The organism is Pseudomonas segetis (assembly GCF_900188155.1).
GTDB lineage: Bacteria > Pseudomonadota > Gammaproteobacteria > Pseudomonadales > Pseudomonadaceae > Aquipseudomonas > Aquipseudomonas segetis.
In genome coordinates, this window is sequence record NZ_FZOG01000006.1 from 243,635 (window position 1) to 268,617 (window position 24,983).

Annotated in this window: 23 protein-coding genes; 16 read left to right on the top strand and 7 right to left on the bottom strand. The window is 55.9% G+C overall.

Features of this window, described 5'->3' with window-relative positions; translation table 11 throughout:
• The first annotated feature begins 49 nt into the window (after nt 1–49).
• From CHB79_RS18505 to aguA, 8 genes are all read left to right on the top strand, one after another.
• On the top strand, nt 50–1,429 hold the full coding sequence (locus CHB79_RS18505) for a glutamine synthetase family protein (protein WP_089360969.1): 1,380 nt from the start codon (nt 50–52) through the stop codon (nt 1,427–1,429).
• A gap of 299 nt (nt 1,430–1,728) precedes the next feature.
• On the top strand, nt 1,729–2,784 hold the full coding sequence (locus CHB79_RS18510) for a polyamine ABC transporter substrate-binding protein (protein ID WP_089360970.1): 1,056 nt from the start codon (nt 1,729–1,731) through the stop codon (nt 2,782–2,784).
• 141 nt (nt 2,785–2,925) lie between these two features.
• A complete protein-coding gene (locus CHB79_RS18515; RefSeq protein ID WP_089360971.1) occupies nt 2,926–3,537 on the top strand; it encodes a LemA family protein in 612 nt (203 codons plus the stop codon).
• A 1-nt stretch (nt 3,538) separates the two neighbouring features.
• Entirely contained in the window at nt 3,539–4,429 is an 891-nt protein-coding gene (locus CHB79_RS22315; protein WP_089360972.1) for a TPM domain-containing protein, read from the top strand.
• On the top strand, nt 4,429–4,932 hold the full coding sequence (locus CHB79_RS18525; RefSeq protein WP_089360973.1) for a TPM domain-containing protein: 504 nt from the start codon (nt 4,429–4,431) through the stop codon (nt 4,930–4,932). Before CHB79_RS22315 ends, CHB79_RS18525 begins: the two co-directional genes overlap by 1 nt.
• 52 nt (nt 4,933–4,984) lie before the next feature.
• Nucleotides 4,985–5,623 (top strand): TetR/AcrR family transcriptional regulator, encoded by a 639-nt coding sequence (locus CHB79_RS18530; protein ID WP_089360974.1) that lies wholly within the window; start codon nt 4,985–4,987, stop codon nt 5,621–5,623.
• A 239-nt stretch (nt 5,624–5,862) separates the two neighbouring features.
• Nucleotides 5,863–6,741, top strand: coding sequence for an N-carbamoylputrescine amidase (gene aguB, locus CHB79_RS18535; protein WP_089360975.1), 879 nt, complete (start codon nt 5,863–5,865; stop codon nt 6,739–6,741).
• 79 nt (nt 6,742–6,820) lie between these two features.
• Nucleotides 6,821–7,927, top strand: a complete 1,107-nt coding sequence (gene aguA / locus CHB79_RS18540; protein WP_010485523.1) for an agmatine deiminase — start codon at nt 6,821–6,823, stop codon at nt 7,925–7,927.
• Nucleotides 7,928–8,011: 84 nt separating this feature from the next.
• On the opposite strand, the gene CHB79_RS18545 is transcribed toward aguA, so the two are convergent.
• The 7 genes from CHB79_RS18545 to CHB79_RS18575 all read right to left on the bottom strand — a co-directional run bounded on the left by CHB79_RS18545 (nt 8,012) and on the right by CHB79_RS18575 (nt 16,936).
• On the bottom strand, nt 8,012–9,274 hold the full coding sequence (locus CHB79_RS18545) for an OprD family porin (protein WP_089360976.1): 1,263 nt from the start codon (nt 9,272–9,274) through the stop codon (nt 8,012–8,014).
• A gap of 479 nt (nt 9,275–9,753) precedes the next feature.
• A complete protein-coding gene (locus tag CHB79_RS18550) occupies nt 9,754–10,725 on the bottom strand; it encodes a GGDEF domain-containing protein (RefSeq protein ID WP_089360977.1) in 972 nt (323 codons plus the stop codon).
• Nucleotides 10,726–10,847: 122 nt separating this feature from the next.
• The gene (gene desA / locus CHB79_RS18555; protein ID WP_089360978.1) at nt 10,848–12,032 is read right to left on the bottom strand and encodes a delta-9 fatty acid desaturase DesA; all 1,185 of its coding nucleotides are present in this window, start codon (nt 12,030–12,032) and stop codon (nt 10,848–10,850) included.
• A 311-nt stretch (nt 12,033–12,343) separates the two neighbouring features.
• On the bottom strand, nt 12,344–12,880 hold the full coding sequence (locus tag CHB79_RS18560) for a chalcone isomerase family protein (protein ID WP_089360979.1): 537 nt from the start codon (nt 12,878–12,880) through the stop codon (nt 12,344–12,346).
• A gap of 86 nt (nt 12,881–12,966) precedes the next feature.
• Nucleotides 12,967–14,319, bottom strand: coding sequence for a chromate efflux transporter (chrA, locus tag CHB79_RS18565; RefSeq protein WP_089360980.1), 1,353 nt, complete (start codon nt 14,317–14,319; stop codon nt 12,967–12,969).
• Between the two features lie 63 nt (nt 14,320–14,382).
• The gene (ppk2, locus tag CHB79_RS18570) at nt 14,383–15,306 is read right to left on the bottom strand and encodes a polyphosphate kinase 2 (protein ID WP_089360981.1); all 924 of its coding nucleotides are present in this window, start codon (nt 15,304–15,306) and stop codon (nt 14,383–14,385) included.
• 25 nt (nt 15,307–15,331) lie between these two features.
• Nucleotides 15,332–16,936 (bottom strand): inorganic phosphate transporter, encoded by a 1,605-nt coding sequence (locus tag CHB79_RS18575; RefSeq protein WP_089360982.1) that lies wholly within the window; start codon nt 16,934–16,936, stop codon nt 15,332–15,334.
• Nucleotides 16,937–17,323: 387 nt separating this feature from the next.
• On the opposite strand from CHB79_RS18575, the gene modA reads away from it, so the two are divergent.
• The 8 genes from modA to CHB79_RS18615 all read left to right on the top strand — a co-directional run bounded on the left by modA (nt 17,324) and on the right by CHB79_RS18615 (nt 24,981).
• A complete protein-coding gene (gene modA, locus CHB79_RS18580; RefSeq protein ID WP_089360983.1) occupies nt 17,324–18,082 on the top strand; it encodes a molybdate ABC transporter substrate-binding protein in 759 nt (252 codons plus the stop codon).
• Nucleotides 18,083–18,097: 15 nt separating this feature from the next.
• Nucleotides 18,098–18,781, top strand: a complete 684-nt coding sequence (modB, locus tag CHB79_RS18585) for a molybdate ABC transporter permease subunit (protein WP_089360984.1) — start codon at nt 18,098–18,100, stop codon at nt 18,779–18,781.
• Nucleotides 18,778–19,911, top strand: a complete 1,134-nt coding sequence (modC, locus tag CHB79_RS18590; protein ID WP_425439613.1) for a molybdenum ABC transporter ATP-binding protein — start codon at nt 18,778–18,780, stop codon at nt 19,909–19,911. Before modB ends, modC begins: the two co-directional genes overlap by 4 nt.
• 284 nt (nt 19,912–20,195) lie before the next feature.
• Nucleotides 20,196–22,172: a biofilm regulation protein phosphatase SiaA gene (gene siaA, locus CHB79_RS18595; protein WP_089360985.1), complete on the top strand. Its 1,977-nt coding sequence runs from the start codon at nt 20,196–20,198 to the stop codon at nt 22,170–22,172.
• Between the two features lie 84 nt (nt 22,173–22,256).
• The gene (gene siaB, locus CHB79_RS18600) at nt 22,257–22,799 is read left to right on the top strand and encodes a biofilm regulation protein kinase SiaB (protein WP_089360986.1); all 543 of its coding nucleotides are present in this window, start codon (nt 22,257–22,259) and stop codon (nt 22,797–22,799) included.
• Nucleotides 22,800–22,823: 24 nt separating this feature from the next.
• On the top strand, nt 22,824–23,204 hold the full coding sequence (gene siaC / locus CHB79_RS18605) for a biofilm regulation phosphoprotein SiaC (protein WP_010485501.1): 381 nt from the start codon (nt 22,824–22,826) through the stop codon (nt 23,202–23,204).
• 3 nt (nt 23,205–23,207) lie between these two features.
• Nucleotides 23,208–24,032, top strand: a complete 825-nt coding sequence (gene siaD / locus CHB79_RS18610; protein WP_089360987.1) for a biofilm regulation diguanylate cyclase SiaD — start codon at nt 23,208–23,210, stop codon at nt 24,030–24,032.
• Nucleotides 24,033–24,210: 178 nt separating this feature from the next.
• Nucleotides 24,211–24,981, top strand: coding sequence for a hypothetical protein (locus CHB79_RS18615; protein ID WP_089360988.1), 771 nt, complete (start codon nt 24,211–24,213; stop codon nt 24,979–24,981).
• Nucleotides 24,982–24,983 lie beyond the last annotated feature (2 nt).

Here is a 24,983-nt window from a genome sequence, read left to right on the forward strand (position 1 = left end):
ACCTGTGCATTCGCATGATTGATATTTTTAACAAGAAAGGTGTTGCATCATGTCGGTACCCCCGCGTGCCGTTCAGCTTAATGAAGCGAACGCGTTCCTTAAGGAACATCCTGAGGTCCAGTTCGTCGACCTTCTTATTGCAGATATGAATGGCGTGGTGCGTGGCAAACGCATCGAACGCGCCAGTCTTCATAAAGTGTACGAGAAAGGTATTAACCTTCCCGCTTCTTTATTCGCACTCGATATCAATGGTTCAACGGTAGAAAGTACCGGCCTGGGCCTGGATATTGGTGATGCGGATCGTATCTGCTTCCCGATTCCCGACACACTGTGCAATGAGCCATGGCAGAAGCGCCCAACCGCGCAACTGTTGATGACCATGCACGAACTCGATGGCAAGCCATTCTTTGCCGATCCACGAGAGGTGTTGCGTCAGGTAGTACAGAAGTTCGACGAACTAGGCCTAACCATCTGCGCCGCTTTCGAATTGGAGTTTTACCTGATCGACCAGGAGAACGTGAACGGCCGTCCACAGCCACCACGCTCGCCTATTTCCGGTAAACGCCCACACTCGACCCAGGTTTACCTGATCGATGACCTCGACGAATACGTTGATTGCCTGCAAGACATGCTCGAAGCCGCGAAAGAGCAAGACTTGCCTGCTGACGCCATCGTCAAGGAAAGTGCCCCGGCGCAGTTCGAAGTCAACCTGCATCACACCAAAGACGCGATCAAGGCCTGCGACTATGCCTTGCTGCTCAAGCGCCTGATCAAGAACATTGCCTACGACCACGAAATGGACTCGACCTTCATGGCCAAGCCCTATCCAGGTCAGGCCGGCAATGGTCTGCATGTGCATATTTCCCTGCTCGACAAGAAGACTGGGCAAAACATCTTTACCTCGGAAGATCCGCTGGAAAACGATGCCTTGCGCCACTCGATTGGCGGCATTCTGGAAACCATGCCTGCGTCAATGGCGTTCCTCTGCCCTAACGTCAACTCATACCGCCGCTTTGGCGCACAGTTTTATGTGCCTAATGCGCCGAGCTGGGGGATTGATAACCGCACGGTCGCGGTTCGCGTACCTACCGGCAGTCCGGACTCGGTGCGGATCGAGCAACGCGTTGCCGGTGCCGACGCCAACCCGTACCTGATGATGGCCTCGATTCTGGCCGGTATCCACCATGGCCTGACCAACAAGATCGAACCGGGCGAGCCGATTGAAGGCAACTCCTACGAGCAGTTGGAACAGAGCCTGCCGAACAACCTGCGTGATGCCCTGCGCGAGTTGGACGACAGCGAAATCATGGCCAAGTACATCAGCCCTGAATACATCGACATCTTTGTCGCCTGTAAAGAAAGTGAGCTGGCTGAATTCGAGCACTCGATTTCAGATCTGGAATACAACTGGTATCTCCATACCGTATAAGCTCAGGTAACACCCGACGCCGGCCTTGAGCCGGCGTCTTTTTGAGTCACGCGCCAAGGCGTGAAAAAACAAGAAGACAAGCTCGACACTGGCCCTTTTGCCCGGACATTCAGCTGCAACCCCTGTACCAGCAAAAGCCCACAATAGTGAATGCCGAACTAAAGTATGTTCAGTTAAAGGCTGTGAGTAGCGTCTCAACACCGCGATACATTGCGTAGTAGCTTTCGTCCGACCTGCCAAGTACCCACTTTCCAGCCGTCGCTACTGGTACGGTTGATGATGTTTACAGGAACAGATCTATGCCTCGTTTGTACGCCCTGCTTCTACTTGCATTGACCTCGTTGTCCGTCAATGCCCAAGAAATGATTCGCGTCTACAACTGGAACGACTACATAGCACCGCAAGTGCTCAAGGACTTCGAGGCAGAAACCGGCATCAAGGTCGAGTACCACACCTTCAGCACAGCGGAAGAGCTGAGCAAAGTCATGGCCAGCGGTGAACCCATCGATGTTGCCGTGCCGTCCAACGACACCATTCCCGAACTGATCAAGGCCAAGGCCATCCTGCCCTTGGACATGAGCCTGCTGCCCAATCGCACGCACCTCGACAAACAGCTGCTGAGCAAGCTTGCAGCTGTCGACCCCGACAACCGCTACGCAGTGCCTTACCTGTGGGGCTCGGTTGGCCTGGCGATTAATACGCCCCAGGCAGAAGCGGCCTACGGAGGCCCGTTACCGGATAGCTGGAGCGTCCTGTTCGATCCGCAAAACAGTGCTCGCCTGAGCAGCTGTGGCATCAGCGTCCTGGATGCATCGGACGAAGCCTTATCCTTGGTCCTTAACTATCAAGGCCGCGATTTCTCGCGCAGCGCCCCGAGCCGCATCCGCCGCGCAGGCGAGATCCTGAAGAACATTCGCCCCAACCTGCGCTACGTCGACAGCGAGCGCTACATCGAGGACCTCAACAACGGCAAGTTGTGCATGGCCATGGCCTGGGTAGGTGATGCGCTGGCCGCCAAGCAGGCTGGCCAGCCAATCAACTTTATCGTGCCGTCCGAAGGCTCGGTGCTGTTTATCGACAATCTGGTTATTCCAAGCACAGCCCGGCGCGCCGACTTGGCACACCGATTCATCAATTACCTGATGCAACCTGAAGTTGCTGCCGAAATCACCACTGAAACCCTCTACCCGAACGCCAACAGCGACTCCAGGCAGTTCCTGGATGCCTCTTTGCAGGCGATGCCCGACCTGTATCCGAATATCGACATCAAACGCCGCCTGTACACGCTCAAAACCCTTTCTGATGAGCAAAAAGCCGTACGCGACGAGGTGTGGCAACAGTTCACCTCGCAATAGCGACAGTCAGGCTGCCGAATCGTCACGGTGACTCGGCAGCGCCATATTTCAGTTCGCCATGTCGTTCAATTGACGCAACCACTGCGACTGACCTATTGTTGACAGCTACTGTCCTGCGCAATGGAATGAACTGGAGCACTCATGAAAACCCTACATTTACTCTTGCTCATCCTGTTTGCAAGCATCCTCACAGGCTGCGGCTACAACGACATGCAGCGCCAGGATGAAGCCGTCAAGGCCGCATGGTCCGAGGTCGTCAACCAATACCAGCGCCGCGCCGACCTGGTTCCCAACCTGGTCAATACGGTCAAGGGCTACGCCCAGCACGAAGAAAAAGTCTTTGTCGAAGTAACCAATGCACGGGCCAAGGTCGGCAGCGTGCAAATCAACAGCGACTCGCTCAACGACCCACAGAAGCTCCAGCAATTCCAGGCTGCCCAAGGCGAGTTGTCCAGCGCCCTGTCGCGCTTGATGGTGGTAAGCGAGCGCTACCCTGAGTTGAAAGCCGATGGGCTGTTCCAGAATCTTCAGGCTCAACTCGAAGGCACCGAAAACCGCGTGACAGTTGCACGCAACCGCTACGTCCAGGCGGTACAGCAATACAACACCCTGATTCGCACCTTCCCAAACAACTTGACGGCGATGGCGTTGAGTTATGAAGTCAAGCCAAACTTCAGTGTCGAGAACGAGAAGGAAATCTCCACGGCACCGGCGGTAGACTTTGGCAACAGCAAAGCACCTGCCACGCAGTAACATGAAGCCATTTCATCACTGGACTCAGCGCCTTTTCCTGGCGCTGATGCTTATCGTCCCGGTTTTGGTCCATGCCGCCGAAGTACCCATGCTCAAGCGCCATGTCACCGACCAAACCGGCACCCTGACTACCGAGCAAATCGAGCAACTCGACCAGCAACTGGTTGCGCTGGAGAAACGCAAGGGCGCGCAAATGGTGGTGCTGATCGTATCGACCACCGCGCCGCAAGATATCGAGAGCTACTCATTAGCCGTTGCCGAGGCCAACAAGATTGGTCGCAAGGGCACCGATGACGGCTTGTTGCTGCTGGTCGCCAAGGATGATCGGCGTGATCGTATCGAAGTCGGTTACGGCCTTGAGGGCGCGGTGCCCGACGCAGCTGCCGCACGCATCCAACGCGAGTTCATTGCGTCACGCTTCAAACAAGGTGACTTCTTCGGCGGCATTAGTGCCGGTGTTGATGCACTGACCAAGCTGATTGATGGCGAGGCCCTGCCGCCACCAACCCAACGCAGCGAAAGCAGTGGTCTTGGCGCCATCATTGCCCTGTCTGTGTTTGCTCTATTGATGCCAGCAATCATTCTGCGCATGATCGTGGGCGCCATCATTGGCCGGCGCGGCTTGATACCCCGCATGGGCGTGGGCGCTGTACTGATGTCACTGTTTGCACTCTTCACCCAAGGCACACTGGCCGCCGTGTTGATTGGTGCAGTGATGGGCGCTGCCTTTCTCGCCATACCGCTTGGCGTAATACACATCGGCAGCGGTTCTGGACGCAGCAGTGGCGGCGGCTTCGGTGGCGGTGGTTTTAGTGGCGGCAGCGGTGGCGGCGGTGGTTTCAGCGGCGGCGGCGGCAGTTTCGGGGGCGGCGGTTCGTCGGGTAGCTGGTGATGACAGTGATAAAACGTGTATTGATCCACCTCTTCTCAGGCTGGTTCCAGCTGCGTCGCAATTTTCCGGCCCCCTTGCTGGCTGAAATCAGCCAGGCAATAAGCACTGGTGAAAAACTGCATATTGGCGAGGTGCGCTTTGCCATTGAGTCGCGCCTGCCCTTGGTTGAGGTATTGACCGGCGTCACGTCGCGCTCGCGTGCCGAACAGGTTTTCGCCGAACAAGGCGTATGGGATACCGAGCACAACAGCGGTATATTGATCTACCTGCTGCTTGCCGAACATCGCGTTGAAATCGTTGCCGACCGAGGCATTTCGCGCCACGTCGAGCAAGCGCAGTGGGACGCAATCTGTTCGCGCATGTGCGAACACTTTGCCCAGGGCCTGTGGCGCCAAGGCAGCCTTGAAGCCATTACCCAGGCCCACAGCTTGCTCGCGCAGCATTTTGCAGCGCCGAGTACAGGCAACCCTAATGAGCTGCCCGACAAGCCGATTATTCTGTAACCTGCCTGGCCAGGCGAATAAACCGCTAATGATTCCTTGACCTGAGCAGACCATGCCACGCCCGACGACTGTCCGTAAACCTCGCGCCAGCAGCCAAGCCCGTATCGCTGCGATTCTTGCGGCTGCCCGTGAGTTGCTTGCCGAACAAGGGGTGACCGGCCTGTCGATCTACAGCGTTGCCGAGCGCGCGCAGATTCCCCCGTCATCGGTTTACCACTTCTTTACCAGCGTCCCGGCTTTGCTTGAAGCCCTTACAGCAGATGTTCATGCGGCCTTTCGCGCCTGCCTGCAACAACCGATTGATCATGCGCAATTGCGCAGCTGGCGCGACCTCTCAGCCATAGTCGAACAGCGCATGCTGGCGATTTACGCGGATGATGCCGCAGCCCGCCAGTTGATTCTGGCGCAGCATGGCTTAAGCGAGATAACCCACGCCGACCGGCAACACGACATCGAACTGGGCCAGTTGATGCAATCGCTGTTCGAGCGGCACTTCGCCCTGCCAACCCTGCCCGATGATATTGATGTGTTCGCACTGGCCATGGAGCTTGGTGATCGCGTCTATGCGCGCTCAGTGCAACAGCATGGCCACATCAACCCACGGCTTGCCGAAGAAGGCATGCGCGTATTCGATGCATATCTGGGTCTGTATCTGCCCAGCTGCCTGCCCAAGCGCCCCACCGCCCTGTAATCAGCCCAAAGAACCTTGTGGCAGCCAAACGGCTGTCCATTGCATTGCTATTCCTACAATATAAATATCGATATTTATCGATTAAAAACACATAAAAATACGCTATCGATTCATATTTTTCTTTTAAAGCAGATTTTTATCGACTATAAATGCACTCACTCAAGGCTAACTCGCCCTGCTTCAAGCCACCTCGATGCGAAGGTTGAAGCTGGGCGCCGAACGTTTTTACGAGGTGTCCAATGTCACGTACCGTTACTGTCGCCGCTACGCAAATGGCTTGCTCGTGGGATCGCACAGCCAATCTCGCCACTGCCGAGAAACTGGTGCGTGAAGCAGCAGCAAAAGGCGCTCAGATCATCCTGATCCAGGAACTGTTCGAAACGCCCTACTTTTGCCAAAAGCCCAACCCGGATTTCCTGCAACTGGCGACCGCTGTCGAAGCCAACGCAGCCATTGCACACTTTCAGCAAGTCGCCAAAGAGCTGCAAGTGGTGCTGCCAATCAGCTTCTATGAACTGGCCGGTCGGGCGCGCTTTAACAGCATTGCGATTATCGATGCCGACGGTAGCAATCTGGGGATCTACCGCAAAAGCCACATTCCAGACGGTCCCGGCTATCACGAGAAGTACTATTTCAACCCAGGCGACACCGGCTTCAAGGTCTGGAATACCCGCTACGCCAAGATAGGCGTGGGCATCTGCTGGGACCAGTGGTTCCCCGAATGTGCGAGGAGCATGGCCCTGCTTGGCGCCGAGATTCTGTTTTACCCCACCGCGATTGGCAGCGAGCCGCATGACCCCAGCATCAACTCGCGCGATCACTGGCAACGCGTACAACAAGGTCATGCCGGTGCCAACCTGATGCCGCTGGTCGCCAGCAACCGTATCGGCCGAGAAGAACAAGACGGCTCCGGGATTACATTCTACGGTTCATCGTTTATTGCCGATCAATTTGGCGCTAAAGTTGAAGAACTGAATGAAACCGAAGAAGCTGTGCTGGTCCATAGCTTCGATCTCGACAAACTTGAACACATACGCAGCGCCTGGGGCTCTTTCCGTGATCGTCGCCCTAACCTGTACGGGCCATTAAAAACCCTCGACGGCGTACTCGAGTCTTAAATTAATCACACACCACTGCCGGGCGCCCACCGGGGAGCCTGCAGCGGCTGTTTCTAACGTCTATATGCAGGTGCTTGTAATGACAACCCTAAACACCAACCCTCGCGCAGATGGCTTTCGTATGCCGGCCGAATGGGAAGCCCACAGCAAGACCTGGATGGTCTGGCCGCAGCGCCCGGATAACTGGCGCCTGGGCGGCAAACCTGCACAGCAGGCATTTACTGCAGTAGCCAAGGCAATTGCCGAGTTCGAACCGGTGACGGTTTGCGTTTCGGCCCAGCAATACGAAAACGCCTGCGCGCGCCTTGATCACAGCAATATCCGCGTGGTTGAGATGAGCAGCGATGATGCCTGGGTACGCGATACCGGCCCGACATTTGTCATCAACGACAGTGGCGATGTACGCGGTGTCGACTGGCAATTTAACGCCTGGGGCGGTTTCAACGGCGGTTTGTATTCCCCCTGGAACCGTGATGACCAAGTGGCCAGCAAGATTCTGCAGATAGAAAGCTGCGCGCGTTATCGCACCGAAGGTTTTGTCCTTGAAGGCGGCTCGATTCATGTTGATGGCGAAGGCACTCTGATCACCACCGAGGAATGCCTGCTCAACCCTAACCGCAACCCGCATATGACGCGTGAGCAGACCGAGGCCGTACTCAGCCAACACTTGGCCATTGATAAAGTGATCTGGCTACCAGATGGCTTGTACAACGATGAAACCGATGGCCACGTCGACAATTTCTGCTGCTACGTGCGTCCAGGCGAAGTCATGCTGGCCTGGACCGATGACGAGCAAAATCCCAACTACCCTCGCTGCCAGAAAGCCATGCAGGTCTTGGAAAGCACCCTGGACGCCAAAGGCCGCAAACTGGTTGTGCACAAGATGCCGATTCCGGGGCCAATGTACGCAACCGAAGAGGAATGCGCCGGAGTCGATTTGGCCGATGGTTCACAGGACCGTCACCCCGAGTCGCGCCTTGCCGGCTCTTACGTGAACTTCCTGATCGTCAACGGCGGCATCATCGCCCCCAGCTTTGACGACCCGCGAGATGAAGAGGCCAAAGCCATTCTTGGCCAGGTATTCCCCGACCATCGCGTAGTCATGGTGCCTGGTCGTGAGATTCTGCTCGGCGGCGGCAATATTCACTGCATCACCCAGCAACAGCCTGCCCCGCAGACGCGATAAGCCTGGCAAATTGTTGCGGCAAAAAAAAGCCCGGCATCTGTATCCAGAGCCGGGCTTTCTATTGCTGACTAAGGCTGCTCAGGCTTACAGCAATGGCAGCGTGTAGCTCACGATCAGACGGTTCTCGTCGATGTCCTTGGCGAAGTTCGAGCGCACAGTCGCATTGCGCCAGCGCACGCCCAGGTTCTTCAAGGCGCCTTCCTGGAACACATACATCAACTCGGTATCGCGCTCCCACTCTTTGCCTTCGCTGGCATTGGCGGTTGCCAGGTCCACATTGTCGCCGTTGAGATAACGGGTCATGAAGGTCAGGCCCGGAATACCAATGGAGGCAAAGTTATAGTCGTAGCGTGCTTGCCAGGACTTTTCGTCCTTGTTGGCAAAATCGCTGATCTGTACATAGTTGACCAGGAACGGGTCAGTGTTGCCGACATAGGCGAAACCGCTGTCGCCGGTCATGCTCTGATAGCCCAGACCAAAGCTGTGGCCGCTGACACTGTATGTGGTCATGATGCCGTAAGCATCGTTGTCGATGGTGCTACGACCGTCGTCAGTGGAGTGTGCATAGCGCACATCGGTCTTCAGGGTCTGGCCTTCAGCAACCGGCCATACATGCACCAGGTTGAAAGAGTTCTGCTTATAGAAATCTTCCAGGTTGGAGTAGTAATAACCTGCAGTCAGTTCCTTGGTGACCTTGTAGGTACCGCCGATATAGTCAAATGAGTCGGTAGTGCCGCTGCCGGTTACCGCAATACCACGCGTCTTGCCGCTGGTGACCGTGATGTCTTCATAGTCATTGGAGTTACGGTTGTTCACTTCACGAATATGCGCGGCATCAAGGGTCAGGCCTTCGATTTCCTGCGAAACCAGTTGGCCACCGCTGAACACTTGCGGCAACAGACGACCATCACTCGACGCAATTGCCTGGTTCTTGTACTGCAGGCTACCGATCTTCAATACAGTCTTGGAGATCTTGGCTTTACCGGCAACGGCCAGGCCCGAGGATGTGTCCTGCGAACCGCCAGATGAGCGGTCCGGAACCAGCAAACCGCTACCTGCGGTGCCGTCGCCCGAGTCCAGCTTGAAACCGAAGGTGCCAATCGCATCAACACCAAAACCTACCGTGCCGTCGGTATAACCCGAGTTGGCGCGCAGGATGAAGCCTTGAGCCCACTCTTCAGACTTCGATTGAGGCGCACCCGAATCACGGAAATCACGGTTGAAGTAGAAGTTGCGCGCCTCAAGAGTTGCCGTGCTGTCTTTCAGGAACTCAGCATGGGCAGTTTGGCTCAAGGATAAGCCCAAAGTGCTGGCAGTAACGGCCAGCGCCAAGGAGGTTTTTCTCATTATGGTTTACTCCAGTGTTATAGGGACACACATCAACACACGCACAGCGTTCAGGGATAAAGACGCCACGCATGCCGAATCCTTAGCAAATCCACACAGCAACGCGCAGGCAGCCGGATAGGCGCCAGCAAAGCGTTAGCGGTGGGACTGAAAAATCAGGGGATTAAGGCTGCTGGCCTGAATAGCAATGTGCTACAGAGCAGTTTTTGCGAAAGACAGAAATTCTTCATGGCACGGGTCTCTTCATTTTTATTGTCAGCCGGCAAAAGGCGCCGGACTCACTTATGAAGCTGTCGTTACAGATTTTGTGCCAATTATTTAAGAAAATATTAAATTCATTATAAATCAGACAGTTACATTATTTTTCGTTGTTTAACTCAGTAAAAACAACCAGCCGCATGGGCGCTTTTTCGCCGAAACCAACCTAAAGTTAGGCGGAATACCGCCAGTTCGATTCAGGTTAATTATCAGCCTCCTCATTAGCCTATGACGACTTGATCCTTGCCCTGGTTCTTGGCCTTGTACATCGCCTCGTCAGCACGGGCAAACAAGCTGTCCAGGGTCAAATCCGCACTATTGATGCTGGTCAGCCCCTGACTGACGGTGACACCAAACTGGATATCTGCATGAGTGAATCGCAGTTGCTTGATCTCCCGCTGCAGGCGTTCGGCAATTTGCTTTGCCAAGGCCGTCTCGCAGCCCGGGAACAACGCGGCAAACTCTTCTCCTCCAACGCGCCCGAACAAGTCGCCCCGACGCAAGACAGAAACACCGCAAGCGGCCATCCGACGCAACACCTCATCCCCTACCTGGTGCCCGTACTGGTCATTGATTTGCTTGAAATTATCGATATCAAGCAACAGGAAAGACAGCGGCGTACCAAACTTGCGGGCATGCTCGAATTCTTTCTGCGCACACTCGAAAAAATGCCGGCGATTACTGCTCTCCGTCAGCACATCGGTGGTGGCCAGGCGCTGCAGCTCACCTTCAAGCTGCTTCTTCTCGGTGATGTCCTCGGCAATCCCGACAACAACCTTAGCGTCGCCCACATGGCTCAAGCGCCCCATAAAGCACTTGTCGCTGAGCCAACGTAGCTGCCCGTCCGCACGGATAATCCGATACTCGCGCGACTCGACGGAACCGGTCTGCAGCACCTTGGCCAGGCTATTGGCGGCATACTCGACATCATCTGGATAGATCGAGTTGCGCCACTCGCCGTAGTCCGCCATCAGCGAAGCCGCCGGGCGGCCAAATACGGCCTCGTATGCAGGGCTGACATAAATGACTTTTTGCGTATTCCAATCAAGCGCCCAGACCACGGCATTGATACTGCCCAACAAGGAGCTGATCAGTTGCTCGCGCTCGCGTAGGCGCGTGACCTCTGAACGGCTGTGCAGCAACGCCAGGGTCAATTCTTCAAGCTCTGTTGGCAGACGACTATTCTCATCCATGGAGTTATTCCTAGCATGGGGTTTTACTAGTAAAAGCCTAGATAAGAGATAAAACCTGTTACTTAGTTCTAATAAAACCAAAAAGCCCGCTAATTAGCGGGCTTTTTAGACGAACGAGCAGGTTAAATAGCGTTTGGGCGCAGTGAGTAGGTTTTCAGCTGTGCTGCAAATTCACGCAGGGATTGGATACCGCTGACTTCGGCTTCATGCACCCACTGCTTGATCGCTTCGAGCATTTCGTGGCCGTTAGAACTGGTCTTGGCCCAGATCAACTGCAACGCCAAACGCTTTTCATAAATCACTTTCAGTGCCTGGCTCTGCTCAAGCATCGCATCAATGCGCAACTGATGCTTTTCATTGAGCAAGCTGGTCTCACGCGACAGCAAGCGCTTGGCCCGGTGGAAACGGTCGCGCACCGATGCGTCGGCCTTGGCCAGTTCCTGCTTGACCAATGGGGCGATCACCAGCTTGCGGTACTGCGCCATGATCTGGAAGCGGTTGTTAAGGATCGCCATCGCGGTATCCATGTCGAGGTTGTGCTTGCCTTCAACACGGTGCGCGATTGGCGCGACACGCTGGACCTTGGCCAATCCCAAAAAGCTGAATAGCTTGATCCACGCCCAGCCCATATCGAACTCCCACTTCCTGACCGAAAGCTTGGCGGAGTTTGGATAGGTATGGTGATTGTTATGCAGCTCTTCGCCACCAATCAGAATGCCCCAAGGCACCAGGTTGGTCGCGGCATCCCGGCACTCGAAGTTGCGGTAGCCGACTGCATGGCCAAGGCCATTGATCACGCCTGCCGCCCATACCGGGATCCACATCATCTGCACGGCCCAGACAGTAATGCCGGCCGCGCCAAACAATGCCAAATCGATAACCGCCATGATCGCCACGCCGCCCAGCCGGAAACGCGAGTACAGGTTCCGCTCGATCCAGTCCTCCGGGCAGTTCTTACCGTAAATACGCAGCGTTTCCGGGTTGTCCGCTTCCTCGGCATACAACTCGGCGCCTTTGCGCAATACAGTGCCCAGGCCCTTGATGACCGGACTGTGCGGGTCATCCACGGTTTCACACTTGGCATGGTGTTTACGGTGGATAGCCGTCCACTCACGGGTGTTCTGCGCCGTGGTCAGCCACAGCCAGAATCGGAAGAAATGTTTGAGCGCAGGGTGCAATTCAAGAGCACGGTGCGCTGAGTAACGGTGCAGATATACCGTTACGCTGACGATCGTAATATGCGTCATCAGCAGGGTGACCGCGATCAGTTGCCAGACCGACAAGTCAAGAATACCGTTGTACCACATGCGTTAGAGAACCTCTCTGAAGGTAAGTGCCCGGTGCAGCACCGTGCTGCATTATGTCTATCTGTATACAGAAAACCAGACGGACTTTTGCATATGAATGTTACAGGGCTGCTTGCGATGTCACTACTGCCCACTTCGGCCTCTAGAGCCCGCAGCCGCCGCGGGTTTGCAGGCTGTTCGGCCCAATTAGGCGGCAATCGACAAAATGGCTAAACAGACGACCGGTCATCCTGGATGGCATCTTCGAAACTACAGCAGCACCGATAGCAACACCGATGCCAGCAGTGTATCAAGGCCAAGTCGCGACAGAATCAACGGCTGCCCAGCAACTGCTGTCGCAACCCCGGATCGCGGGTTTTCGGGTCCAGCCAGATGGCAAAGAATGCCTTGGTAAACGCACCGTCTTGCACCTCATGGTGCAAACGGCCATCAACATAGAACTGACTGCGCTGGAGCAAATTAACCCCGGTGATACGCTGACCTTCCCGGATATCGACGAACGCACTCTGCATTTCGCTGCGCCAGGCCTGCAACTGCGACTCGCTGACCTGGCCTGGGGATGTGCGGCGTATCTCGTCAAGGCTGGCATCAACAAACTCCTGACGACTGATGTCTCGATGATAAATCAGCTCAAGGGCAAAGGGTTTGCTGCTATCAAAAGGCTGCTGGGCGCTCCACAGCCGCGCCGTGTAGATGCGAAAACCCCAGATACGCAAATCGCCTTGCCCGACCAACTCTGCATCAGGCAGGACATCGCGCCAGCTGGCTGACGCCCCCAGCGGAACAATTGCAATACAACAGCTGAGCCAGAACGTTCGGCACAGGTTGGCGAGACTGGCACTGGTCATCACAAACTCTCCCTGCAAGAAAGATGGCTGTGGGTTGATAGTCCTGCGCAATCGACAACAAAGCCACTGCTAATTTGCTTGACTGCTCAACTGAGGCGCAGCAGGTGCACCAGCAAGCCACAACAGGCGCTCAGCGCAATCACCTGAATAACCCCACGCTTGTAGCGCAGCAAGGCCACGGCGGCGGCTGCGACAATTAGCGCCGAGGGCCAGTCAAAGGCTGCACTCATGCCTTGTGGCCAGAGCACGTGGTAGGCGAAAAACAACGCCAGATTGAGAATAACCCCAACCACCGCCGCCGTAATTGCCGTTAACGGCGCGGTAAATTTCAGTTGATTGTGGGTCGACTCCACCAGCGGCCCGCCCGCAAGAATAAACAGGAACGAGGGCAGGAAGGTAAACCAGCTCACGAGCACCGCTGCCACAGCTCCGGCCAGAAACAGCTGTTCAGCGCCGAAGACCTGCTGCACATAGGCACCAATGAAACCGACAAAGGCGACCACCATGATCAGCGGTCCAGGCGTGGTTTCGCCCAGCGCCAACCCGTCAATCATTTGCACGGGGGTCAACCAGCCATACTGCGCGATTGCGCCTTGATAGACGTAAGGCAACACCGCATAGGCACCACCAAAGGTCAGCAACGCAGCCTTGGTGAAGAACCAGGCCATCTGCGTCAGCGTACCCTCCCAACCAAACGCCAGCATCAATGACGCCATGGGCAGCAACCAGAGCAAGCCCCCCACCAGGAGCAACTTGACCAACCCTGCCAGGGTAAAGCGCGCATGGGCAGGCGCTGGCGTATGGTCATCGATTAACGCGTCTGTGGCTACTGGGGTGAGCGCGTCGGCACGGGCGGGCCCGCTAAACCAGTGTGGCCAGATACGCCCGGCAACGTAGCCAGTCACCGCGGCTCCCAGGACGATCAGTGGAAAAGCGATCTCAAGGGCAAAAATCGCCACAAAGGCGGCGCTGGCAATCAACCACAACCCGGGATTGGTTAGCGTCCGTGAGCCGATACGGTAGGTCGCCTGGATCACAATTGCAGTGACCGCCGGCTTGATCCCATAAAACAGTCCTACAACCAGCGGTTGGTCGCCAAAAGCGATGTATAGCCATGACAACGCAATAAGGATAAGCAGCGAAGGCAGGATGAATAAGGCGCCCGCAATAATCCCACCCCAGGTGCGGTGCATGAGCCAGCCGATGTAGGTCGCCAATTGTTGCGCTTCTGGCCCTGGCAGCATCATGCAGTAGTTCAGGGCATGCAGGAACCGGCGCTCAGACAACCAGCGACGGCGGACCACCAGCTCTTCATGCATGATCGCAATTTGCCCAGCCGGACCGCCAAAGCTGATCAGCCCCAGTTTCAGCCAGAAACGGAAGGCTTCAAGAAAACTGACAGATTGTGGCGCTTGGCCTTGTTTTTTTGAGCAGGACATAGAGCCACTGGTAATAGGGCGCCCATCACGACATTGGGGCGGGTGCAGGGCCAGATAAATACCTCAGAAGAACTGGGGCACCAGCATCTGCTGCGGAACCGGCGAGCGCAGATAGTCCGCATTATATACCCGCGCAGGCAATACCACTTCGGGCTGCTTGGTCTGGCCGTAGGGAATTTGCATCAGCAAGTGCTGGATGCAATTTAGCCGGGCACGCTTTTTGTCGTCAGCCTCGACAATCCACCAAGGCGCCTGCTCGGTGTGGGTGCGCGAGAGCATTTCTTCCTTGGCCCGGGTGTAATCTTCCCAGCGGCGGCGCGACTCCAGGTCCATGGGCGATAGCTTCCACTGCTTGAGCGGATCATGGATACGCATCAGGAAGCGTCGGTATTGCTCCTCATCGGTGATCGAGAACCAGTACTTGACCAAGATGATGCCCGAACGAATCAGCATGCGTTCAAACTCCGGCACGCTGCGATAGAACTCTTCGTACTCATCGTCAGTGCAAAACCCCATGACCCGCTCGACACCTGCGCGGTTGTACCAACTGCGGTCAAACAGGACCAATTCCCCAGCGGCGGGCAAATGCGCGACATAACGCTGGAAATACCATTGGCTGCGCTCCCGCTCACTGGGCGCGGGCAGGGCAGCAACACGGCATACGCGCGGGTTCAGGCGTTGGGTAATGCGCTTGATAGCACCGCCCTTTCCTGCCGCATCACGCCCCTCAAACAGCACTACCACCTTGAGTTTCTGTTCGACGACCCACTCCTGCAACTTGACCAGCTCGGACTGCAGGCGCAGCAGTTCACGCAAGTACAGGCGCCGGTCCATATCCACCGGTGCCGCGTGCCCCAACTCCTTGAGCACAGGGTCAAGGCGAACATCGTCGAACTCCATTTCCAGCTCTTCGTCGAAACTGTCGAGGATATCGGCATGCAAGCGTGACGCCTGCTCGGCAAAATCCAGGTTTGCGTTATCGGTCATGACAGGTCCTCAGGTTAGGCCCGCCTCAGAAGAGGCTTCGCAAGGCCAGGAAGGCAACGGCGGCAAGCACTGCCGCGGCAGGCAGGGTAATCACCCAGGCCAGGGCAATGGGTTTCATCAGCGACCAGTTGGTTTGCCGGTTGACCAGGCCAATGCCCAGCACCGCTCCAATCAGGATGTGCGTGCTCGATACCGGCAGCCCCATCACCGAGGCCAGCATCACCACCGCGGCCGCCGCAAGCTCGGCGGAAAACCCCGAGGCAGGATGCAACGCAGTGAGGTTGTGGCCCACAGTTTGAATCACCTCTTTGCCGATAAACCACAAGCCGGCAATCAGAGCGACACCGAAGGTGACCATTGCCGCAGTCGGAATGGCTGCTTCTGAACCGATAGCGCCGGTACGCAATACTTCCAGAATCGCAACAAACGGCCCGATGGCATTGGCTATATCGTTGGACCCATGACTGAAGGCAAAGCCACAAGCGGTAAAGACCTGCATCCAGCTGAACATGACAAAAGTCGCCCGGCTCAGCGATTCCCCCTTCAGGGTTTTGGCAAAGATAAAAGTCGCCAGCCAGACCAGCGCCCCGATCATCACCATGATCAAGTAGCTGTTAAGGGTGCTCAGGCCCAGGTGCATGTTCTTCAGGCCCTTGAACAGCAACATGGAGGAGATGATCACCGCCCCAATTGCCGCGATCACCGGCACCCAGGTTTCCAGTGCATTGTGGGTACGCAACTGGCCACGCTTGTTCTCGATTTTCTGCAGGTCGCGGTAGTAGTCGGACTCAAGGTCTTCGGCTTGGAAATCGCGATCGTTGATCACCTGCATGTCGCGCGTCATGGAGTGGGTGTAGGAGATTTTCTGGATCTCGGACAGCCGCTCAAATGCCTCTTTGTGCCGGCGCTGGTGATTGCGCTTTTCTTCCCGGATCTGCCTTATCTGGCTTTCCGCCTCGTCGTTGTAAGTGAGGATGTATTTTTTTATCTGCGCGTACAGCAGGTACGCCACAATCCCGCCGAGCAACGGTGACAGCACCCAGGAAATCGCGATTTGACCGATTTTGTCCCACTGCACCAGCGCCAGTGCCGTATCAGTACCGTTGAGCAGGATGCCCAAAGTGATAGAGCTACCGACAATCGCACCAATGATCGAATGGGTGGTGGAGACGGGATAGCCCTTCCTGGTCGCGTACAGTAACCAAACGCCCGCCGCGATCAGTGCCGACATCATGATGTAGACAAAGTCCATCGGCGAGACCGCCATGGCACCCAGGTCAACAATGCCGCCGCGTATGGTCGAGGTCACTTCACCGCCAGCGATTACCGCGCCGCTGACCTCAAATACCGCCGCGACCATCAGCGCCTGGCGTATGCTCAGGGTGCCCGCACCAACACTGGTTCCAAAGGAGTTGGCGACATCGTTACCGCCAATGTTGAAGGCCATGAAGATGCCAAACAAGGTCGCCAGGATAAACAACAGCGCATAGTTGTTGTGGGTGTACTCCAGCCCCCAAACCATGAAATACAAGGTGACAGCGATAAGCATCGCAGCGAAAACCAGACTGATTTTCGAGATGCCCCCTGCCGGAGTAGCCAAGACGTTACTTGAAGTTGGGGAGCCAGCCATTTGTATCCCTCCAGACTAAAGCGCAATGGCCCCATTACGGGGAGGTCGTTCTGGCTGATCATTTATTCACCAGAAGGTGACAGGCTGATTAAGAAAAAATGACCAAAGATCAAGCGCTGCGGTACTGCCAGGTACGTTGGCGTTGTAGAAAATCCGTATTCGCCTCTAAAAAGCGCTGTATATTTTCAAATACAGCGATATAAGCTAGCCTCGTATCAGCACAAGCAGCTCGAATCTGGCCGTGCGGTTTACCTGCACAGATTTTTATTGACTTAAAAGTCAGCTTTCAACAGCATGCAGCCATTATTTCGGCCAATGCTGGGCAAGCATCCGCCAAGCGCTATATACAAAAACATATACCGATTGATGCACCCAAAGGGGAAATCCATGTTTCGCCATCGCCTCAAAGCCCTCTGCGCCCTGCTCGTTGCCGGCGCACTAAGCCCTAATAGCTTCGCCGCGGATGTTAATGTCGCCGTTGCCGCCAACTTCACCGCTCCACTGAAAGCAATCGCCGCAGAATTTGAGAAAGACACCGGCCACAGGGTTATCCCGGCATTCGGCGCTACCGGCCAACTCTTTGCGCAGATCAACAATGGCGCGCCATTTGAAGTATTTCTTAGCGCCGATGACAGCACCCCGGCCAAGCTTGAACAAGCGGGCAACAGCGTTCCCGGCTCACGTTTCACCTACGCCACCGGCGCCCTGGTGCTGTGGTCGGCCAAACCCGGTTACATCGACGAACAAGGCGCCGTACTCAGGCAAAACGGGTTCAAGCACTTGGCGATGGCTAACCCCAAAGCTGCTCCATACGGCCGTGCAGCCACACAAACCCTGGAGAAACTGGGCTTGAGCACACGCCTCAAGGACAAGATCGTTGAGGGCCAAAGCATCACTCAAGCCCTGCAGTTCGTTTCCACCGGCAACGCCGAGCTGGGGTTTGTGGCACTGTCGCAAGTGTATAAAGATGGCAAGATAAGCAGCGGCTCAGCCTGGCTTGTACCGGACGCCTACTATCAACCCATTGAACAAGACGCACTGATCCTCAGCAAAGGTGCAAATAACCCAGCGGCCAAAGCCCTGACTGATTACCTCAAAGGCCCCAAAGCCCAGGCGATCATCAAGTCTTATGGCTACAAGATTTAACCCCGAGCCTGCGCAATGCCCCTGAGCAACGACGACCTAAGCGCCATCTGGCTGACCCTTGAACTGGCATCGCTGACCACCGTGCTTTTGCTGCTGATCGGCACGCCAATCGCCTGGTGGCTTGCACGCACAGACTCATGGTTGAAGCGCCCGGTTGGCGCCGTAGTCGCCCTGCCGCTGGTCCTGCCTCCCACGGTTATCGGCTTTTACCTGTTGATTGCGCTGGGGCCAAATGGCTACATCGGACAGCTCACTGAAAGCCTGGGCTGGGGAATCCTGACGTTCAGCTTCACCGGCCTGGTGATCGGCTCGGTGTTTTATTCCCTGCCCTTTGTTGTACAGCCGCTGCAAAATGCCTTCGAGTCGATTGGCAACGCCCCCCTTGAAGCCGCTGCCACCCTGCGCGCAAGTAAGCTGGATACATTCTTCAGTGTGGTCATACCGCTGGCACGGCCCGGCTTTATCACCGCTTCGATTCTAGGTTTCGCGCACACCGTCGGCGAGTTTGGCGTGGTACTGATGATTGGCGGCAACATTCCGGGCAAGACTCAGGTTGTGTCGGTGCAAATCTATAACCATGTCGAAACCCTGCAATACACCCAGGCCCATTGGCTGGCTGGCGGCATGCTGCTGTTTTCGTTTGTCGTGTTGCTCGCGCTCTACTCCAGCCGCCAGGCGAAGCAAGGCTGGCAGTCATGAACAGGCCATTGCCAATGGATAAGCCGCAAGACCCGGCTTCAGAGTCAATACAGGCACACTTCAAGCTCAGCCACGACAGCTTTACCCTGGATGTCGACCTCCAGCTGCCAGGCAAGGGTGTCAGCGGTTTCTTTGGTCACTCCGGGTCGGGCAAAACCAGTTGCCTGCGCTGCTTTGCCGGTTTGGAAAAGCCCCAAGAGGGCTACCTCAAGGTCAATGGCGAAGTCTGGCAAGACAGCCAGAACGGTCTGTTCATGCCGCCCCACAAACGCGCGATTGGCTACGTGTTTCAAGAGGCCAACCTGTTCCCGCATTTGAGTGTGCTGGGCAATCTTCAATATGGCCTCAAGCGTATCCCCAGCACATTACGCCAGGTACCTTTGCAACAGGCCGTCGAGCTGCTGGGCATTGGCCACCTCTTAAAGCGCATGCCCGACAAACTATCCGGCGGTGAGCGCCAGCGCGTGGCAATCGCTCGCGCACTGCTGTGCAGCCCCAAGCTGTTGCTGATGGATGAACCTCTGGCCGCACTCGACCCCAAGCGCAAATCTGAAGTGCTGCCCTATCTTGAGCAGTTGCATGGGCAACTGCAGATTCCGGTGATCTACGTCAGCCATAGCGCAGATGAAATCGGTCGCCTGGCCGATCACTTGGTGGTGCTCGAAGACGGCAGGGTACAGGCCACTGGGCCTCTGAAGCAGACGCTGGTCCGTGATGACTTGCCCTTTATCTTCGAAGCCGACGCCGAGGCAGTCGTTGATGGCCATGTCTGTGACTTTGACCAGCACTACCGGCTGCTGAGTATCCGCTTGAATGGCTCCGACAGCGTGCTGAAACTGCCGCACTCCATGCTGGAAAATGGCCAGCCGGTGAGAGTCAAGATCAAGGCCAGGGATGTCAGCATCAATCTGCAAAAGGCCCATGACAGTAGCATTCTCAACCTGATTCCAGCACAGGTCGTGAGCATCGTCTCGCTTGATGGGCAGGCTCAGGTGCTGATCCATGCTGCCGTGGGCGAAGAACACATAGTGGCGAGAATCACCCGCTACTCGTTCGACCGGCTCAAGCTCTTGCCACAACAGCAGGTTTGGCTGCAGATCAAATCAGTATCACTGCTCGGCACAGCCTAGCTGGCCGCCGACTTTTCCAAACCTTAGTTTGCTTGACAAAAACCAACACATGGCAATTTGCTACTGCTGGCTTAATGAAATCTAAGCTACTTTGAAGCCTTGTTTTATCCGAGTAGCTGTTGCATCTTTGCTCAAAAGCATCGTTTGTCTGTTATCCAGGGCGCTTAGACAGGCATTTTCGGCTATCTGCCTGTCTTTAAAATTGCCGATCGACTGCCATACAACTCACACAACTTATTTGTACGCAAAGCCCACAGAGGCTGCGTAGCTAAAGGACATAGCGTATGGCTGTAAAATGGGGATTACGGGGTAAGTCTGCGCTCGCAGTCCTGCTTGCGTGCGCTATTGCGCTGGTTCCGGCCGTAATGTTTGGTTGGCGGGCGCTTGGCGATATTCGTGGCCATTTTGGCGAAGCCTACGCACGTAACTTCACCCTTCTGCACCGCCAGCAAATCGCAGCCCCCTTGAGTCGGGAGCTGGCACTGTCCAAGCGCTTGGCGAACTCACTCGGCACCCGGCAATGGCTGCAAGATGAAAGCAGCTCGGTACACCGCACGCGTTTTTTTGATGAAGCAGAGGGTTTTCGCAGCGATTTCCTGGATAAATCCTACTTCATCATCGTTGACTCATCCCTGCACCTTTATCGCAATGACGAAGACAGCCCGGTCAGCCAGATCCGCCGCTACACCCTCAGCCAAACGGACCCGAAAGACGCCTGGTATTTTGCCCTGCGCGATGACCCAACCGACTACAGCCTGGGCATTGAGGTCGACGATCAGAACAATGCCAGCAAGATTCGCTTTAACGTGCGCGTACGCAATGCGCAAAACAAGCTGCTTGGAATCACCGGCAGCGAGCTGAACCTCAAGCCCTTTATTGATGAGCTGCTGAGCAAAACCGAGCCGGGTGTGATGCCGATGCTGTTCAACCACGACGGCATCATTCAAGCCCAGCTCAAGCAAGGCAATGCGCCGCACAGCAATGACATATTCGAATACCTGAGCAACCGCGACGACCGCCAGTCGTTGCGCCAGATCATGTTGCAGGCGCAAACCGAGCCGAACCGGGTCAAGACCATGGACGCCATGGTCAACGGCAAGCCGCGACTGCTGGCACTTGCCTACATCGAGCCACTGAGGTGGTACGTAATGACCTCGGTCGACCTGCAAGCAGCCAATGTAGTTGATAGCCGCTGGTTGTGGCTGCTGCTTATCAGCTTTGTCGCCTTGCTTGCCGTGCTTTTGCTGGGGTTTGCCTACGCAGTGGAAAGCCTGGTGGTAAGGCCAATCAAGGGGCTGCGCCGCTCGGCACTGGCAATTGCCGCCGGGCACTATGAAGAAACCCTGCCTGATGCCCGCAATGATGAAATAGGCGAGCTTACGCAAGCCTTCTCGAGCATGGCCGACCAGGTTCTACAGCACACCCGGGAACTGGAGGGCAAGGTACAGGAGCGAACCCAGGCGCTGGAACAGGCGAACCGGGAAATGGTCGCGGCACATAAGAAAATCGACGACTCAATTGATTACGCAAGCCTGATCCAGCGCGCCATTCTGCCCGATCGTCAACTCAGTGCATCGCTGGGCCAACAGCAGTTTGTACTTTGGCAACCGCGCGATACGGTCGGCGGTGACTTTTATGTGTATCGCCAGCACCAAGAGGGGTATTTGCTGGGCGTATTCGACTGCGCAGGCCACGGCGTGCCGGGCGCCTTGATGACCATGCTTGCCCGCGCCGCAATCGACCACGCCATTGGTGTGGCGGGGGCCGATGATCCCGCTGCAATTCTGCGTGAAACAGACATCGCCCTGCGCGGCATGCTTGCCGATGCGCAACTATCCCGCGCGCTGGCCACCAACACTGATGCGGGCTTGGTCTGGGTCAATCCCAGCCACAAAAAACTCTTGTTTGCCGGGGCCAAGATTGGCCTTTTCGCCACTGACGGCGAAGCCATCCAGGAACTGCCGGGAGGTCGCAGGGCCTTGGGTGACAAGCGCAAAGGAGAATACCAGAACATCGAGCTGGCATTGATGCCCGGCTGGACCTATTACATGTGCACCGACGGCTTCCTTGACCAGGCTGGCGGCGAACATGGCTTCGGGTTTGGTAACAGGCGATTCACCGCTATGCTGCAAAAGCACGCGAAACTACCGCTAGCCGAGCAAGCTGAGCTTTTTGCGACGAAACTCGCGGAATATCAAGGCGAGTTACCGCAACGTGATGACATCACCGTGCTGTCTTTTCGCTTTGACCAGAACAGCTAACGGCTAAATTGAAATGCTGAAGAGAAAGAATGGGGCGATACGCTCCGCTCACATTCACCAGAGCAGACAATAACAAGGGCGCCTATGGAATCGTTAGATCTACTTGCAATGCGTGAAATCTACAATCGGCAGCGTGTCATGCTCTGTTTCAATGGCCCGATATCACGCAGCCTGATCGAGGAAATCGGCAATGCTTTGCGTAACTACCTGCAGGCCGAGCAAGCCAAGCCTTCGGCGGCGATGGACGTATTTGCGGTTTACATCGAGATGACGCAAAACATCAGGCATTATGCCACCCAGAAAGGCTTCAGCGACCAGGACGCCTCTGCTACCGTAGCCATTTCTCGCGACGACGAAGGCCGCTATGTAGTATCGGCAGGCAACCTGGTGACAGAACAAGACGGCCGCGAATTAGTCGACTTTGTCGCACGGCTATCTACGCTGGACAAAGCCCAACTCAAAATCGCCTATAAAGAACAACTGCGCAAACCGCGTGAAGATGGCGCAAGCAGCGGTGCTGGTCTTGGCTTGCTGGATATCGCCCGCAAGTCCAGCTCGCCTATGCGTACCAGCTTGCAAGAGCAAAAAGACGGCCGGTTCTTTTTTAGCCTTAGTGCCGTTATTTGAAATAAGGATATTGAGAGTAAAACCATGAGCGAACTTAATATCGCCAGCACACAATCCACACCTGCCATTCATGGCGACTGGCAAGCTGGCGTGCTGGCAATGCAAGGCGATTCCTACCCGGAAAACTCATTTGAGCTGTATGACCAGGTCATCCAGTGGGTTGAACGATTCCTGGGAGAAGAACCCCGTCCCCTGGCGCTGCAACTAAAGCTGCTGTACCTCAACACCAGCTCGATCAAAGCCATGATGGATATCTTCGACCTGCTTGAAGAGGCGCACAACCAAGGACGGGAGGTCAGTGTCACCTGGTTATACGACAGCCGTAACGAACGCGTTGCAGAGCTCGCCGAAGAGTTTCGCGAAGACTGCACATTTGCGTTCACTATCAGTACCTTTGACGAGTAGCATATGAACCGCGAGCGCGATCTAGATAGCTTGATAGAGAGCTTGTTGGCTGATCCTGCGTATATGGACCATCCGCTACGCGATGCCCTGCAACGCCTGCACCAGCAGAATGTTGAGCACCTGGGTCGCATCGAACGCATTGCGCGCATCTCTGATGGCTATCAATCCCTGGCCCGCGAACAGAACCTGTCGTTGTCCGAGCGTTATCACAAGCAACTGCGCAAACTGGAAAAGGTCGCCCGTATTTCCGACCGCTATCAGCAAATGATGCGCGACCTCAACCTGGCCCTGAAAGAAGCCTCCAACCGCGACCCATTGACCGCCCTGGCCAACCGCCGCATGTTGATTGAGCGGCTCAAGGAAGAGGTTTCACGGGCCACTCGTCAGAACAAGACCTTTGTCTTGGCAATGGTTGATGTGGACCATTTCAAACAGATCAACGACAACTGGGGCCACGATATTGGCGACCGCATGCTCGAAGAGATCGCCCGGGTCTTGCAAGCAGAGGTCCGCAGCTACGATCTTTGCGGGCGTTGGGGTGGCGAAGAGTTTCTGATCTTATTACCCGACACCGACCTGGACTCGGCCGCACAGGTTATCGAGCGCGTGCGTAGCGGCCTGCGTGCCCTGGCCGTGCGGGTCAGCACGGAATTGCTGAGCGTATCCGCCAGTTTCGGCGTGGCAGAACACCGCACCGACGAAAGCTACTCGCAAACCCTCAACCGGGCAGATGCTGCCCTGCTACAGGCCAAGCGCAATGGCCGCGACCGCTGCATCTACGCGAACCATGAGTCGCTCGACAACACCGCCCCCAAGCCACAGCCCTAATATCCAGGCAGTGGCTGCCAGCAAGTGGCAAGGCAACTGCAAGGCTGATGATCAATAGTCAAAAAATCACTCTTTCGGTTAATTTAATAACGCCCCCAGAAAAGTAATCTATACCTAGCGTATTGCTGCGCAAAGTCTTATCCGCACTGCTCACAACAATAACAAGGAGCACCCCGGAATGCGTTCCAAGCTTATGATTACCCATGCTTTTATATTTTTGATTGCGCTCGCTGCGAGCTTCCCAGCGAGCACCTCAGCGGCTGCACTCAGCCCCGCCGAGCTTGCTCAGGTATATGCCTGTCGCGCGACCAGCAGCTTGCTCCTGTTACGTGGCGAAGGCTTCCAAAAGATCCATCAACAGCGCCTCGAAGCAGACCTGCAGGCTCTAAACGGCGCCCTGCAAGCCATTTCACAACCCAGCGATAACCTTCTGGCCACGCGCCAAGAGCTTGTTACCCAGCTGCGTAACGGTGTTTCCTATGGCCCCAGCGAAGACAATGTGCCGTGGCGTTATCCACAGGAGCTGAGCAAGGCGCTACGCGACTTTCTGCATGAAGCACGACAAATGCCGCAAGGCAGTGACGATGAGCTGCCCGCCGAGGTCGAATACCTTGCCGTGCAGTACCTCAGTCGTTCCTACATGGGTACCTTTGAAATTGCCCGTGAGCAGCCCGACACCTATCTGGGGCAGGACGAACGCCTGTTGCTGCCAAAGATTGACCAGCAGCTCAACACCGCAGGATTAGCCGATGATCCGGCGCTGGGCAAGCTCACCGCACGCTGGGAGTACCTGAAGAGCGCACTGGCCGACATGAACAGCAAGAGCAACACCCTGCAGAGTGTATCGGGCCGGCCCTTTGCTCCCATTACGGTTGACCGGCATTCACGCACGCTGACGCAAAACTGGATAGAACGCGAGCAGGCCTCGCCTGCCGTTGCCGCGCAGTAGCG

What these genes read in the sequence shown, in the direction of transcription:
- CHB79_RS18505 (WP_089360969.1), top strand. Translation starts at nt 50, where the DNA reads ATGTCGGTACCCCCGCGTGCCGTTCAGCTTAATGAAGCGAACGCGTTC.
- CHB79_RS18510 (WP_089360970.1), top strand. Translation starts at nt 1,729, where the DNA reads ATGCCTCGTTTGTACGCCCTGCTTCTACTTGCATTGACCTCGTTGTCC.
- CHB79_RS18515 (WP_089360971.1), top strand. Translation starts at nt 2,926, where the DNA reads ATGAAAACCCTACATTTACTCTTGCTCATCCTGTTTGCAAGCATCCTC.
- CHB79_RS22315 (WP_089360972.1), top strand. Translation starts at nt 3,539, where the DNA reads ATGAAGCCATTTCATCACTGGACTCAGCGCCTTTTCCTGGCGCTGATG.
- CHB79_RS18525 (WP_089360973.1), top strand. Translation starts at nt 4,429, where the DNA reads ATGACAGTGATAAAACGTGTATTGATCCACCTCTTCTCAGGCTGGTTC.
- CHB79_RS18530 (WP_089360974.1), top strand. Translation starts at nt 4,985, where the DNA reads ATGCCACGCCCGACGACTGTCCGTAAACCTCGCGCCAGCAGCCAAGCC.
- aguB (WP_089360975.1), top strand. Translation starts at nt 5,863, where the DNA reads ATGTCACGTACCGTTACTGTCGCCGCTACGCAAATGGCTTGCTCGTGG.
- aguA (WP_010485523.1), top strand. Translation starts at nt 6,821, where the DNA reads ATGACAACCCTAAACACCAACCCTCGCGCAGATGGCTTTCGTATGCCG.
- CHB79_RS18545 (WP_089360976.1), bottom strand. Translation starts at nt 9,274, where the DNA reads ATGAGAAAAACCTCCTTGGCGCTGGCCGTTACTGCCAGCACTTTGGGC.
- CHB79_RS18550 (WP_089360977.1), bottom strand. Translation starts at nt 10,725, where the DNA reads ATGGATGAGAATAGTCGTCTGCCAACAGAGCTTGAAGAATTGACCCTG.
- desA (WP_089360978.1), bottom strand. Translation starts at nt 12,032, where the DNA reads ATGTGGTACAACGGTATTCTTGACTTGTCGGTCTGGCAACTGATCGCG.
- CHB79_RS18560 (WP_089360979.1), bottom strand. Translation starts at nt 12,880, where the DNA reads ATGACCAGTGCCAGTCTCGCCAACCTGTGCCGAACGTTCTGGCTCAGC.
- chrA (WP_089360980.1), bottom strand. Translation starts at nt 14,319, where the DNA reads ATGTCCTGCTCAAAAAAACAAGGCCAAGCGCCACAATCTGTCAGTTTT.
- ppk2 (WP_089360981.1), bottom strand. Translation starts at nt 15,306, where the DNA reads ATGACCGATAACGCAAACCTGGATTTTGCCGAGCAGGCGTCACGCTTG.
- CHB79_RS18575 (WP_089360982.1), bottom strand. Translation starts at nt 16,936, where the DNA reads ATGGCTGGCTCCCCAACTTCAAGTAACGTCTTGGCTACTCCGGCAGGG.
- modA (WP_089360983.1), top strand. Translation starts at nt 17,324, where the DNA reads ATGTTTCGCCATCGCCTCAAAGCCCTCTGCGCCCTGCTCGTTGCCGGC.
- modB (WP_089360984.1), top strand. Translation starts at nt 18,098, where the DNA reads ATGCCCCTGAGCAACGACGACCTAAGCGCCATCTGGCTGACCCTTGAA.
- modC (WP_425439613.1), top strand. Translation starts at nt 18,778, where the DNA reads ATGAACAGGCCATTGCCAATGGATAAGCCGCAAGACCCGGCTTCAGAG.
- siaA (WP_089360985.1), top strand. Translation starts at nt 20,196, where the DNA reads ATGGCTGTAAAATGGGGATTACGGGGTAAGTCTGCGCTCGCAGTCCTG.
- siaB (WP_089360986.1), top strand. Translation starts at nt 22,257, where the DNA reads ATGGAATCGTTAGATCTACTTGCAATGCGTGAAATCTACAATCGGCAG.
- siaC (WP_010485501.1), top strand. Translation starts at nt 22,824, where the DNA reads ATGAGCGAACTTAATATCGCCAGCACACAATCCACACCTGCCATTCAT.
- siaD (WP_089360987.1), top strand. Translation starts at nt 23,208, where the DNA reads ATGAACCGCGAGCGCGATCTAGATAGCTTGATAGAGAGCTTGTTGGCT.
- CHB79_RS18615 (WP_089360988.1), top strand. Translation starts at nt 24,211, where the DNA reads ATGCGTTCCAAGCTTATGATTACCCATGCTTTTATATTTTTGATTGCG.